Raw genomic sequence first — 12,623 nt, 5'->3', positions numbered from 1 at the left:
TTTAATAAGTAATCAAGCGGACATGATATTATGGGTTTCCAAGTAAAAAAATATTCAATAGAAGACTGTTAATTGTTAACTGTTCACCGTTGATGGTTGACAGTCAGCATTGAGCAGTCAACGACCCCAAGCGCAATAGTTTATTTTTTGGAGTTTCTTAGTGAAAGCAACTGATGTACTTAAAACTAAGCAATGGGAATTTATCTGCTGAAACTATAACGTGATTTTAATTTTACAAATACTAAGATTAAAATTACGGCTACTTATCACCTCTTTCCCATTCAGGTATACCACCTTTGACTCGGCGGATGGGCAAATTTGCAATTAAAGCTGTGGTTCGTTGGTTGCTTTCTAAAGAGAACTCTAAGCCTTCTGTTTCAACTTCGACATAGCGACAGACGACATCTAGGATTTCTTGCCGCATTTTTTCCAACGTTTGGGGGTCGATGTCAGCGCGATCGTGAGCAATCACTAATTGCAGGCGACGTTTCACTTGAGTTCGACTGCTATCAGGGCCACGAGAAAAAAGTTTTTCTAGAAGTTCAATCATTACGAATAGGTCTGGCGCAGAGACTCGAAAATTAAGTTAAACAATCTTGGTCGAGAACAACTTTCTAAGACGCACGAAGAAGTTGTCTTGGGACGAGTCGATATCCAGAAATTCGACGTTTTCCCCTTCCAATCTCCGAGCAATGTTTTCAAAGGCTGTGCCAGCTAGAGAGTGAGTTTCTCCTAATACCAAAGGTTCGCCGCGATTGGTAGATACAATAACACGCTCGTCGTCAGGGATTACCCCGATCAAGGGGATGGCGAGAAGTTCCTGAACATCTTGCACTGACATCATATCATTTGCCTGCACCATTGCGGGTCTGATGCGGTTAATTATTAAATGAACACGCTTAACCCCTTGTGCTTCTAGTAATCCAACTACTCTATCAGCATCACGAACAGAGGAAATTTCTGGTGTACTCACGACTAGCGCTTCTTTGGCTGGGCCAATGGCATTTTTAAATCCATTTTCAATACCGGCGGGGCTATCAATAATTACATATTGATATTTTTGGGCTAATGCATTCACCAATAACTTCATTTGTTCTGGTGTGACTGCATCTTTAGAACGATTTTGGGCTGCTGGCAAAAGTACGAGATTCGGTTGTCGCTTATCTTTAACTAAGGCTTGTTCTAAACGACACTCTCTTGCTAGGACTTCCACCGCAGTATAGACGATGCGGTTTTCCAGCCCTAACAGCAAATCTAAATTTCTCAGACCAAAATCCGCATCAACCAAGGCAACTTGACGGCCCATTTTAGCTAAAGCCATGCCTAGATTTGCTGAAACGGTGGTTTTACCCACTCCTCCTTTGCCGGAGGTAATCACAATAATGCGAGTCATGATAGAAATGCGGTCAATGAGGGTTCAGGAAATATAAAACTGTAAATGCAGTATAAAGTATGAAGTATCGTATCAAGTATGAAGAAATATCTGAATCTCTAAGGCGAGAATCAGGTACGAGTGCTTTTTTATAGCGTTTTTCAGTTATATACAATACACTTTGCCAGGGGGAAAGGGCTATGGATTAAAGTAGTGTATTCTATCTACATAAAAATCGCTATGTTTTACCCTGGATATCCTTAATGTTTTAAGTAAATATTCAGGGTTGCTTGTCGGTCTTGATCGATTGATTTCTGGAAAAATCAGTAGCCCTGGCGATGCGAATTCCTTGGGGTGTAATATGTGCCACCTCTGGAGAAAATTGCATCGGCGATTTTTCTGGCGCTCTAGCTACAGCATCTGCGATCCGCAATTGGGTTGGTTCCATTTGCAAGGCCATAATCAGACACGAAAGATTACCTCCAGCACCAGCATGAGCGATTCCACGTAGACGACCCCAGATGATAATATCCCCATCTGCAACTACAATACCACCTGGATTCACATCCCCCAAGATAATTACTGTACCAGGATGACGGATTTCTACTCCAGAGCGTACAGTCATTTCTAAATAAAGTGCATCTGCCTGGGGTATGGCTGTAGCTTTTGGCTCTGTATTCAGGGAGTTTACGGGTTGTAATTGCTCTACTGAGTAACCAGAAGTGACAGCAGCGATCGCAGTTTGCCGACGACTAGTGGAGACAGATACTAATCGCAGTTGGACTTCACTCAAAGCTTCGGCGAGTTCTTGCAGTTGTCTGGCATCTACTAGACGGTCTTGTGCCATTAGATGCACTGGTGTATTAGGTATGCGGAAGCGATCGCCAGCGTTCAAGCGCTGTCTGGTTTGCTGCCAAATATCAGACCAACTAACTTCAGATGCAGGTAATTGAGACTCCTGGGGTAAAATTAATAACAGTCTTCCCCCTTCACTTTTGAGTTGGACTTGAATATTCTGATTTGGCCGCTGTCTTAATAATGGTGAGTCACCACTATCTAAATCAGTCCAAATAGAGTTGGCGGAATTTAACTCTATATCCTGCTTGGCAGGAGTTGGTTCTACATCCGCAAGCTCAGTATTTGATTTTAAATACAACAGTACCGAATTTAACTCAGCATCCGGGAGGATAGAATCTGATTCTAAATCCGAAACAGCGGGATTTTTCTCTACCTGGGAATTAATAGAGTTTGGGTCTGCATTAGGAGGTGCAGAATTTGACTTGAGATTGGGTAATGCGGAATCAGAAGTCATGCAGTACTAACCAAAAGACAGGGGATACACCGAATAATTACCAATATTAGATCGTTTGCAAAATACGACAACATCCTTATAACATTTTGGATTTGAGATTTACGATGGTGTAGCACTATGTTGAAGCAAGCCTAGCCTAGCATCTGGGGCAAAAACCTTGATTAAATAGGATTTTCGGCCCTTTCTATGTTGCAATTATTCTTCTAATTAGTGAATTAATTGTGTGCGATCGCTAGTTTAAAAAAACTTGAGTAGTTGCAAGCAACTATTCTCTTGCATTATCACTGAAAAACGTTTTAGTCAACCGTTGATAAATTGTGCCTAAAGCATCAGTATCACCAACATTACCCGGAAACAGCACCACAGGTAAATCAGGAAATTGGGGATGATTGGATGGTGTCAGCACCATTGAACAACCAGGTAAAATTTGACCTAGTAAGCGTGCAGAAGTTAAAGCTAGACCAGTACTCAAAACATCGTTTGAGGTAATGCCACCCTTGCTAATTAAGAATCCGATATCAGATGGTAAACTGCGGACAATATCCATCAATAAGGCTGAAACCTTGACCCCAAAGTCCAATCGTGTCTTAACATCCTGAAAATTTAGTTCCTGACGGCTAGTATAAACCACGGGTGTTTTCCCAGCCTCATGTATTAACCGCGTACTTTCCTGAATTTCCTGTAGGAGTACAGCCGATTGATTTGTCTGATTATCTAGTAGTCGCGCTACATCAACTTCAATTCCCACAGTTCCCTCTACTTGCAATAATGCCTCTAATTGCTGAGTAGTTTTTTTCACATGGGAGCCAACAATCACCACACCTGGTTTTTTTTGGCGGACATATTGTGCCATGTTTTCAGCAGCGATTGGTTGGGGAGGTAAAGCAGCTAAAGCAGTTAAAATGCTGGCAGCACTGCGAAATAAAAAGCGTTTACCACGACTTACTGCTGTTAATACATCTAGTGCAAAGCCATTGAGGTCGGCTTGAGTTTCACCATCGACAACAGCACACTGATTATTACTCAGTTTTAGCAAGCGTTCTAGACTACCAGAGCGAATATCAGCTAAGAGAAACCGTTGTACTGCTTCGGCCTGAATTTGTCCTTTAGTCTTTTCTTCGACATACTTGGGTAAGTAACTATGATGGTAGCTGAAAACCGAATCACGGGCAAATTCTGTTTCATGGACTGGGATGGGTACGCCGCCAACAATTAAATAATGTACGCTGTCACGGGTAATACGTCCGCCCTCTCTTCGAGAGGCTTCGCCAACAAAAAATCCAGGTACGAGAAAATGGGCATCAAAAGGGCCGAGTTCTTGAGCGATCGCATCTGTTTCAATGGGATAATGTCCGCGCAAGGTAGAATCAGAACGGCTGACAATCAAAAAATCATCAATTCCTTCAGCCTGCAAAGCAATTTTCAAATTTTGGCAAACTTCTCTAGTCACAGATGCAGCTGACTCTGGGGTTAAGGATCTTGTATTAGTCAACACGAAGAAAATCGGTGAATCATCCTGTAATCCTATGCGTAGAGTATCCACATCCCAGCGCATTAGCAGCAAGCAACTGTGGACTGTTTGAGAACCTGTAGGATCGTCGTCTAAGACAATTATTTTAGGTTTATTGCTCATTTAGAAGATTTTAGATTTGAGATTTTGGATTGATTTCACAGAGCGATCGAGGGCTGTTATCATCAATAAATTACCAATCAGGCGATCGTTTTTTTAGGGAAAATAGCAATTGAAGCATAGTTTAAGACATCAATTGATGGTCAAATCCCAGCTTCAAGAGACTTTCTTTGCCCATTGCCCATTACCTACCATCAACTCAACTTTTGTGCAATTTTCTAATTTCTGCTTGCACATCAATGGCAATCTGCAATGATTGATTTAAAAGTTGGGCGTATTCGCCTGCTTGAGTGCTAACTTGTAAAGCTTGGAGACTAGCTAAATTATTGACAAATAACTCTTGATTATTAGCAAGCAAATTTTTATTATCTCGCAAAATTCGTTCCGTTTTCAGAGCGCGGACTAAATCTTCTCGAATCAGTTGCAAGGCGGCGGTGACTCTATCTCTGTCTTGGACACTGCTTTCTAGATTTCCTGATGCTGCTAATTGGTCATTGATATCGATGGCTTTAATCAGGTCATGATATTTATCAACTTCATCTAAAAGTATTGTCAGTCCTTCTGGAAAACTCAACTGTCGCCAGAGCGCTCGCCCCACCAATATCGGGATTGGCACTAGAATTAGTAAAAGAATTCCGAATTTAATTGAAGACCCAATTGTTGGCAAAATAACAAAGGCATAAATAAAGCCAACGATAATTGGCGTTAGCGCCAATGTCACCAGTATTTCATTGATCAAAAACCCCAATCGCTTCTTGCGATCTCGCAAAACAGAGGGACGAAAAACGTCTTCTGGGTCGAACCCAGTCAAGCGTCTCAGTTCCCCTTTACTAATTTCCAAGCCTATTAAGTCCGGCTGCACGGCTGGATAACTCCTATGGAAACCCAAGTTGCGTATTTATTTTAATCGGGTTTGGTAGAGAAGCAACGGGTGGTGGCGTTTTTCCTGTGCAGTAAGGCAAACATATCTAGGGCGAATAAATCCAGGGCGAATAAATCCAGGGCGAACAGCCGTTCGCCCCTACCATTTTGATTGGATATTGGGATGTGATTGGTCTTTGTTCCACGATTGTGGGTTGTTTTGGATATATTGACGAATTTCTGAAGATTCGATCCATTCTTCGGCAACAATTTTTCCGTATTCATTCAAAACCATTTCTTCATTAACGATTTCACCAAATAAACATTGTCTCTTGTAGGTGCAAATCGTCACAAAATAAAATCCCACAGAAGAATAATCGTATCCCCTCAGGCGGATAGAATTGCGATCGTGTATTTGTGGATTATATTTCATCAAATTTATCGAAAAATTTCACCACATTTATTTTTCCCAATCCCCCAACCCAACAAACTGTACGGGCGAACGGTTGTTCGCCCTAACTCTTATCCCCCTAACTCTTATCCCCCCTAATACCAATTCTGTATGAAGATGCGCCAAACTACATGAGGAATGAACCGCAAAGGGCACAAAGGACACAAAGAAAGAAAGAAAGAAAGAAAGAAAGAAAATTTGGCGCAGCCTCACAAAGAAATGGTATAACCCTTATCCACCCTGTCTTATTGTGCTTCATACTGAGGTTATGACTTTACCTCACACTGCAATGCCATAAATATTCCTTAAGTCTAAACGAAAGCTTACTAGAAGAATGATGTTTTAATTTCTCAAATTATTGAAAATGTATGAAAACCCATAATTCGATCTCTAAATTTTCAGCTTAATTGCTATTGATATTATTTATTCTTTGATAAATAACCAGTGCCAAACAAAGCATAATCATCACTGAAAATTCGTAAATTTTGTTCATTAAAAGGTACAGAAATGACTGCTACAAATGGTAAGCGTAAAATTCGTTATGCTGTTGTTGGTTTAGGTTGGTTTGCCCAACAAGCTGCTTTACCTTCCTTTGCCCACACGGAAAACTCTGAATTAGTTGCACTGGTTTCTGATGACCCCACAAAAAGAGAAGAACTGAGCAAAAAGTACGGCATAAAGCAGACTTATTCCTACGAGGAGTATGAAAACTGTTTGACAAGTGGTGAGGTTGATGCAGTTTATATTGCCTTGCCCAATCACTTGCATCGTGAATACACTGTACGGGCTGCTAATCAGGCAATTCATGTGTTGTGTGAAAAGCCAATGGCGATGACAGAAGAAGAATGTGAGGAAATGATTAAAGCTGCCAATGATAACGGTGTAAAATTGATGATTGCCTACCGCTTACATTTGGAAGAAGCAAATTTACAAGCAGTGGAAATTGTTCGCTCACAACAAATAGGTGAACCACGAATTTTCAATTCTGTTTTTACTCAACAAGTAGAAGAAGGCAATATTCGTTTACGAAATGTAACAGGTGGCGGAACCCTGGAGGATATCGGCATTTACTGTATTAATGCTGCACGTTATCTATTTCAAGATGAACCAATCGAAGTATTTGCTGTAGCTGCTAATAAGGGAGAACAACGCTTCAGCGAAGTGGAAGAAATGACTAGTGTCATTTTACGTTTCCCCAATGAACGGTTGGCAACATTTACCTGTAGCTTTGGGGCGGCTAATGTTGGAACTTATCAGATTGTAGGTACTAAAGGAGATTTGCGAGTAGAACCCGCCTATGTTTGGAAGGGAGAAATCAAACATTACCTAACAATTGATGGTAAAACCCAAGAGCGTACCTTTGACGATCGCGACCAATTAGCTGCTGAGTTTACTTACTTCTCTAATTGTATTCTTGAAGATAAAGACCCAGAACCATCTGGAATTGAAGGGCTGATTGATGTTAGTATCATTCAGGCGCTTTACGAATCAATTAAGATTGGTAAACCCGTACAGATACAAACTCGCAATCGTCATCAACGTCCCACAGTAACTCAAAGCATCAAGCGCCCTCCTCTGAAAGAGACTCCTGACTTAATTCATGCTGCTGCACCTTCAAGTGAATCATAAATCAGGGACTTTCAAGTAAAAATATATTCCATAGAACACTGTTGACTGTTGACTCTGAAGCGTCAACGGTCAACAGGAAACCAGTTTTCATCTAAAATTTGTTCTAAAGAGCCAATGGGTATCAAGGGGAATATGTCAATGCCAAGTTGAGAGCGATCGCTTGCTTCTGTTCTTGCATCTTGATAACATTCATCAAATATTTCTAAAATGTAAGGCTTTAAACTCGGACTATCTTTAAGAGCTTTTTTAATCTCTCTGCGAAAAGTCCTAATTTCTCCTTTCCAATGTCCTTGATTACGTTCTCGCTCTTCGTCCCAACACTTGAGCTTTAATAGATGTTCGAGAAGCTTAATTAATAAACTTTCAATTGCTCGCTTCTCTCTTCTACCCATAGTTTCTAATTCTTCTAACAAATTATCTAAATCCACAGCAGAAAACTGTCCAGCCCGAAGTTGATTGATAGTTGTCCTCAACCAAAGGTAATAATCTTGGTCGTATAAAGTCTCAGCTGTTGGTTCTATTTGTACCACCATACCCTTGTTCAACTCCTATTATTTGTGATGTCAAAGGCGATTCTGAATTCAAAATATTATCATTACAAATAAAATCAAAAAATTATCTATAGTACACACTATTACACCGTTATCAGGCACAATATAATATATTGTGCCCCTACCATTTTGTCTATTTAATTGAAAACAGCCGTATATCCCTAAATATTAAGGATAAAGACCCCTGTCAGTCAGCGCTTGAGCTACTCTACCTACTCCTAGTGTATAAGCTGCCAACCTCAAAGAAACTTGCCGTTTCTTCGACTGCTGAATTACTTGGTGGTAAGCTTGCACCATCAAATGTTCCATTTCGCGGTTGACGCGTTCCTCATCCCAAAATAGGTAAGAAAGACCTTGCACCCACTCTAAATAACTCACCACCACACCGCCAGCATTGGCCAAAATATCTGGTAGTACTGTCACACCCCGCGCTTCTAAGGATAAGCTAGCCTCTAGAGTCACCGGCCCGTTAGCTGCTTCCGCAACAATTTGCGCTTGCACCTGATTCGCATTTTCTTCAGTGATTTGGTTCTCCAAAGCTGCTGGTATCAGGACATCGCAAGGTAAAGTTAATAAATCTGCATTGCTAATTGCTACTGCTTCGGGATAACCGACGATACTCTTGTGATTTTCGGCGGCGTAGGCTTTTAACTTGGGAATATCAAGACCATCTTGGGAAAATACTCCCCCTGCACTGGTAGAAACAGCGATAATTTTTGCTCCTGCTTCGTATAGTAATTCAGCAGCAGCACTGCCAACATTACCAAAACCTTGAATGGCTACTCGCACTCCCGCCAAAGATTTACCTTGGTCTGCTAGCGCCTCGCGTACAATAATCATCGCCCCGCGCCCAGTTGCCATTTCTCGTCCCCTGGAACCGCCCACAGAAAGAGGCTTCCCAGTGACAACCCCCGGTACAGCATGACCGACATTCACTGAGTAAGTATCCATCATCCAAGCCATTTCACGGGCAGAAGTACCCATGTCTGGCGCAGGAATATCCACGGAAGGCCCAATATCTTTAATCAACTCGCTGATATAACGACGGCTGATCCGTTCTAATTCTCCGACACTATAACGTTTTGGATCGATCGCAATACCACCCTTGGCACCACCGTAAGGAATACCCAATAGGGCACATTTCCATGTCATTAGCATTGCTAAAGCTGAAACTTCCCGCAATGTCACAGCCGGATGATAACGTATTCCGCCTTTGTAGGGGCCTAAAACATCAGAGTGTTGCACCCGATGTCCGGCGACAACTTGTATTTCCCCACTATCTAGTTTTACAGGAACCGAAACTGTTACCACTTTGCGTGGATGGCTGAGAATTTCTATTATTCCTTGATCTAACCTTAATTCCTTAGCCGCAGCTTCCAGGTAACTACAGGCTTGATCGAATGGACAAATATATGCCGGAGAAGCAGCTTCCAACGGCAACACAGATGCTAAACTCATAAAATTTTCTCCCAATCGCGGTCTTTGCGCGAACCGGATATTCTTTATATATTGCCTAGCTTATCCTTTTTTTTAGAAAAATAGAAATTTTGTAGTTTTTGTTACAGTTTTATTCAATTTGATGTGTATTGTGAATCGGGTATTGGGCATGGGAAGATGGGAAGATAGGGAGACTTGTACTGAGCGGAGCCGTTGGCGCAGCCTCTCGCAGAGAAGTATGGGGAGATGGGGACAGGCGATAATAATAACTCCCCAGTCAACAGTCAACAGTCAACAGTCAACACTCTAATGCCCTATACCTATCACTACATTCTGTCCTCCAAAGCCAAAACTTAGACATAGTATATGGTTAATATTACTGAGGCGTGTTGCTGTAATAAAATTTAAATCAAACTCTGGTTGCTGCAATCCAATACAAGGGGGTAATATTTGATGCTTTAAAGCCATTAGGGAAAATGCCACACCTAAGGCTCCGGATGCTCCTAGTGTATGACCTGAGCTTCCTTTGGTGGAGCTAACTGCTACGTCTTGGGGAAACAAATGCTGGATTACCATACTTTCCATTTGGTCATTGAGATGGGTAGCTGTGCCATGAGCATGAATGTAATCAATATCAGCTGGTGATAAACAACTACGTTGTAGACATTGTTTGATAGCAGCGATCGCACTTTTTCCATGAGGTTCTGGTGAATTAGTGTGATGTGCGTCGTTGGTGAAGCCGAAACCGAGAATTTCACCATATATCTTTGCTTGACGCTGCTTTGCCAATTCTGTTGATTCCAAGACAAACACAGCTGCGCCTTCACCCAACACTAAGCCTTCTCGATGCACATCAAAAGGATAAGCGCCAGTTTTTGCCAAAGCACCCATCTGCTGAAATCCTGCCAAAGTCAAAGGTGTAATTGGTGTTTCCACCGCGCCTGCGATCGCTCTTTGACATTGCCCAGTTTGGATGAGTAAAGCTGCTTGGGCAATAGATAAAATGCCAGTAGCACAAGCTACCATTGGTGCCAACACTATCCCAGAGGCACCAATTTGTCGTGCAGTGGCGATGGCGTTCATGTGAGGTAATGTATCAAGCCAATTTTTTAAACTGAACGCAGGGACAGAGGGACGTGGGGATGCGGGGATGCAGTGAGGAAGTTGGAGTCTTGGCGGTTCCCGTCGAGTCCAAACTTCCGAACCCGAAGGGGGACGCAAAGATGAGGAGAAATTCTTTACGTCTTTTTCAATGGCTGTGTCCTCATACATTTGCCGCGCCAAAACTTCCCAAGATGCTTGATGAGAGCGACTTGAGCCTATGATTACAGCACAATCAGCTAAAGGTGGAACTAAGCCAGCATCTTGCAAAGCAGAAGCAACAACCAACTGAGTTAGCATTGTCAAATCAGCTGGCTGTTTACCTATTAAAGCCATAGGAAATGGTTTTATTTCTGGAAATGGTTGAAGTAATCTAATTCCAGATTTACCTGCTAGTAAATTTTGCCAACTTTCCTCTAAGCTGCCACCCAAAGCAGAAACTAAACCAATACCAGTAACAACAACCTTCACCAATTTAGAAATTATGTGTTAGAAGTCTTTGCGTCCCCGCGTCTCCGTATCTCCTCTTACTGCGCTGGTGTTTTCAAATTTTCAGCACCTTGGGTTACTTTAGCAGAGTCGATGCGATCGCCTTGCTGAATTTTGTTGACTACATCGAAGCCTTGGGTAACATAGCCAAACACAGCGTATCTACCATCCAAAAATCCTATATCTGCTAGAGCAAAATAAAACTGTGAAGAAGCGGAGTTTGGCGGTTCCGATCGCGCCATTGCCACTGCACCTTGCTTGTGGGGCAATAGAACGGGTTGAGCAGTAGCATCAAATGTTTGATTGTAAATCGGTGTATTTGAGCCTTTTTGCTTAATTTCTAAAGGTATATAGCGAGGATTTCCTGTTTTTGGGTCAACATAACTACCTGTTCCCAATTGATCTACAGGAAAATTTGGGTCTTTGCTTTGGGGATCGCCGCCTTGAACCACAAACGGCTGGGGTTGTTGGGGAGTTCCGCGTTCAACTCTATGGAAAGCTAAGCCATTGTAGACGCCCTTTTGCACTAAATCTACAAAATTGCCAGCTGTAATTGGAGCGTTAGTACCGTCTACTTCGATAGTAATCGGTGAGCCTTTAACTGTAAGTACCACAGTAGCCTTACCATCCAGCCTTGGTAAATTGGCGAATCCAGCAACACTGTCATTCGTATTTTGAGATACAGGCGTTGCTTCAGTAGTTGTCTTAGTACTTGCCTCATTTGAGTTTGAGGTGGCTACTGATGTCGGAGAAGAATTATTAGAAGCGACTTGCTGTGTTGAACATGCTCCTAACATCAAAGCACTGACAAGCGCAACAGAAAGCAAAAATTGTGAAATTTTCAACCGCATTGCTAGTTACTGATTCAACTTAAGTATCTTATCGTTTTAAAGGGAATTGGGCATTGGGCATTGTGCATTGGGCAGGGAAAAGGTTAAAGGGAAAAGGGAAAGGGAATAAATTTAATCTTTCGCCTTTTCCCCTTACCCCTCTTCCTATGCCCCATTCGCCATGCCCCATGCCCCATGCCCTATGCCCAATCTCTCAAAGCCCTTCTAAGGATACTCCTAAAAAACGGGCTAGCTTTGCGCCTTCTGTTTCTAACTCTGTTAAAGATAACGGTTGTCCGACTCTTGTTAAGGGTATATCTCGCCGTCCCTTAACGCGGAGATAAAGGGCGCGAAGGGGATTAATGCCTTCTTTGACAGCTATCCGCACAGACTGTACCTCTTCTATGCGACCATCAATTTCAATGCGGCGGTTTTTGCCAGGAAATCCCCAACGAAATATTTTGAATGTGCTGGTTTCCCGATCGAATTCGTTGTAACCGCCTCCCACATCCCATAAAATCACTAACCATAAGTACGTGGCTAGTAGTAAGCCAGCAGAGCCATATAATCCCATTACCAATCCTTGAGGTACGAATACCAGTTGAGTTGGATCGGTAACTATGAGTAAATTAATTTTTAGATAACTGGATATGCCAGCCAGTAGAAAGCCTGTTGCTCCCAAGGTAACGATAGTTGCCCACCAGTAGTTACTAAACCGACGAGAACCGAGAACGTTTTGATGCAGCAGGCGATCGCCCTTGTTAATCGTTGTTGATGCCGTCATTGAACTACCTTGGCTTGTGAGATACTCTCTTTAAAAGTCTGCCATTGAATCGGGATATCTTGCAACTGGATTAGGGCATGGGGCATGGGGCATAGGAAGAAGACAAGTAGACAAGGAGAATAATTTTTAACTCCTAACTCCCAACTCCCCACTCCTAACTCCCAATGCCCCATCCC

The 12,623-nt window shown here is 42.3% G+C and carries 12 protein-coding genes and 1 pseudogene; 1 reads left to right on the top strand and 12 read right to left on the bottom strand.

Annotated elements, in window-relative coordinates:
- Positions 1 to 259: 259 nt before the first annotated feature.
- From minE to GNE10_RS23130, 6 genes are all read right to left on the bottom strand, one after another.
- Positions 260 to 550 carry a cell division topological specificity factor MinE gene (gene minE, locus GNE10_RS23155; RefSeq protein ID WP_099070140.1) on the bottom strand — a complete coding sequence of 97 codons (291 nt, stop codon included), beginning with the start codon at positions 548 to 550 and terminating at the stop codon, positions 260 to 262.
- 36 nt (positions 551 to 586) lie between these two features.
- Entirely contained in the window at positions 587 to 1,393 is an 807-nt protein-coding gene (gene minD, locus GNE10_RS23150) for a septum site-determining protein MinD (RefSeq protein WP_096537093.1), read from the bottom strand.
- Positions 1,394 to 1,652: 259 nt separating this feature from the next.
- A complete protein-coding gene (gene minC, locus GNE10_RS23145; RefSeq protein ID WP_185567176.1) occupies positions 1,653 to 2,684 on the bottom strand; it encodes a septum site-determining protein MinC in 1,032 nt (343 codons plus the stop codon).
- A 265-nt stretch (positions 2,685 to 2,949) separates the two neighbouring features.
- Complete coding sequence (locus GNE10_RS23140) at positions 2,950 to 4,317, bottom strand: four-carbon acid sugar kinase family protein (RefSeq protein WP_185567175.1); 1,368 nt, start codon at positions 4,315 to 4,317, stop codon at positions 2,950 to 2,952.
- 196 nt (positions 4,318 to 4,513) lie between these two features.
- A complete protein-coding gene (locus tag GNE10_RS23135; RefSeq protein ID WP_099070143.1) occupies positions 4,514 to 5,176 on the bottom strand; it encodes a hypothetical protein in 663 nt (220 codons plus the stop codon).
- Between the two features lie 159 nt (positions 5,177 to 5,335).
- Positions 5,336 to 5,608, bottom strand: coding sequence for a hypothetical protein (locus GNE10_RS23130; protein WP_185567174.1), 273 nt, complete (start codon positions 5,606 to 5,608; stop codon positions 5,336 to 5,338).
- A gap of 525 nt (positions 5,609 to 6,133) precedes the next feature.
- Here GNE10_RS23130 and GNE10_RS23125 point away from each other — a divergent pair.
- Positions 6,134 to 7,255: a Gfo/Idh/MocA family protein gene (locus GNE10_RS23125; RefSeq protein ID WP_185567173.1), complete on the top strand. Its 1,122-nt coding sequence runs from the start codon at positions 6,134 to 6,136 to the stop codon at positions 7,253 to 7,255.
- A 62-nt stretch (positions 7,256 to 7,317) separates the two neighbouring features.
- On the opposite strand, the gene GNE10_RS23120 is transcribed toward GNE10_RS23125, so the two are convergent.
- From GNE10_RS23120 to GNE10_RS35540, 6 genes and pseudogenes are all read right to left on the bottom strand, one after another.
- On the bottom strand, positions 7,318 to 7,788 hold the full coding sequence (locus GNE10_RS23120; protein WP_185567172.1) for a DUF29 domain-containing protein: 471 nt from the start codon (positions 7,786 to 7,788) through the stop codon (positions 7,318 to 7,320).
- Positions 7,789 to 7,974: 186 nt separating this feature from the next.
- Positions 7,975 to 9,264 (bottom strand): Glu/Leu/Phe/Val dehydrogenase, encoded by a 1,290-nt coding sequence (locus GNE10_RS23115; RefSeq protein WP_185567171.1) that lies wholly within the window; start codon positions 9,262 to 9,264, stop codon positions 7,975 to 7,977.
- Positions 9,265 to 9,549: 285 nt separating this feature from the next.
- Positions 9,550 to 10,818 carry a beta-ketoacyl-ACP synthase gene (locus GNE10_RS23110; protein ID WP_221642963.1) on the bottom strand — a complete coding sequence of 423 codons (1,269 nt, stop codon included), beginning with the start codon at positions 10,816 to 10,818 and terminating at the stop codon, positions 9,550 to 9,552.
- A gap of 53 nt (positions 10,819 to 10,871) precedes the next feature.
- Positions 10,872 to 11,684, bottom strand: a complete 813-nt coding sequence (locus GNE10_RS23105) for a peptidylprolyl isomerase (protein WP_185567170.1) — start codon at positions 11,682 to 11,684, stop codon at positions 10,872 to 10,874.
- 193 nt (positions 11,685 to 11,877) lie between these two features.
- Positions 11,878 to 12,447, bottom strand: coding sequence for a photosystem I assembly protein Ycf4 (locus GNE10_RS23100; protein WP_185567169.1), 570 nt, complete (start codon positions 12,445 to 12,447; stop codon positions 11,878 to 11,880).
- Positions 12,444 to 12,623 (bottom strand): annotated as a pseudogene (locus GNE10_RS35540) (hypothetical protein); the annotation flags it as partial. The gene GNE10_RS23100 and the pseudogene GNE10_RS35540, both read right to left, overlap by 4 nt.

Origin of the sequence: Nostoc sp. 2RC (genome assembly GCF_014222165.1) — a bacterium.
In the GTDB taxonomy this organism is placed as follows: domain Bacteria; phylum Cyanobacteriota; class Cyanobacteriia; order Cyanobacteriales; family Nostocaceae; genus Nostoc; species Nostoc linckia.
This window is presented reverse-complemented; position numbering and strand designations above follow the sequence as displayed.

Bases quoted from the DNA above. Each gene is read 5' to 3' on its own strand.
- minE (WP_099070140.1), bottom strand. From the start codon at position 550: ATGATTGAACTTCTAGAAAAACTTTTTTCTCGTGGCCCTGATAGCAGT.
- minD (WP_096537093.1), bottom strand. From the start codon at position 1,393: ATGACTCGCATTATTGTGATTACCTCCGGCAAAGGAGGAGTGGGTAAA.
- minC (WP_185567176.1), bottom strand. From the start codon at position 2,684: ATGACTTCTGATTCCGCATTACCCAATCTCAAGTCAAATTCTGCACCT.
- GNE10_RS23140 (WP_185567175.1), bottom strand. From the start codon at position 4,317: ATGAGCAATAAACCTAAAATAATTGTCTTAGACGACGATCCTACAGGT.
- GNE10_RS23130 (WP_185567174.1), bottom strand. From the start codon at position 5,608: ATGAAATATAATCCACAAATACACGATCGCAATTCTATCCGCCTGAGG.
- GNE10_RS23125 (WP_185567173.1), top strand. From the start codon at position 6,134: ATGACTGCTACAAATGGTAAGCGTAAAATTCGTTATGCTGTTGTTGGT.
- GNE10_RS23120 (WP_185567172.1), bottom strand. From the start codon at position 7,788: ATGGTGGTACAAATAGAACCAACAGCTGAGACTTTATACGACCAAGAT.
- GNE10_RS23115 (WP_185567171.1), bottom strand. From the start codon at position 9,264: ATGAGTTTAGCATCTGTGTTGCCGTTGGAAGCTGCTTCTCCGGCATAT.
- GNE10_RS23105 (WP_185567170.1), bottom strand. From the start codon at position 11,684: ATGCGGTTGAAAATTTCACAATTTTTGCTTTCTGTTGCGCTTGTCAGT.
- GNE10_RS23100 (WP_185567169.1), bottom strand. From the start codon at position 12,447: ATGACGGCATCAACAACGATTAACAAGGGCGATCGCCTGCTGCATCAA.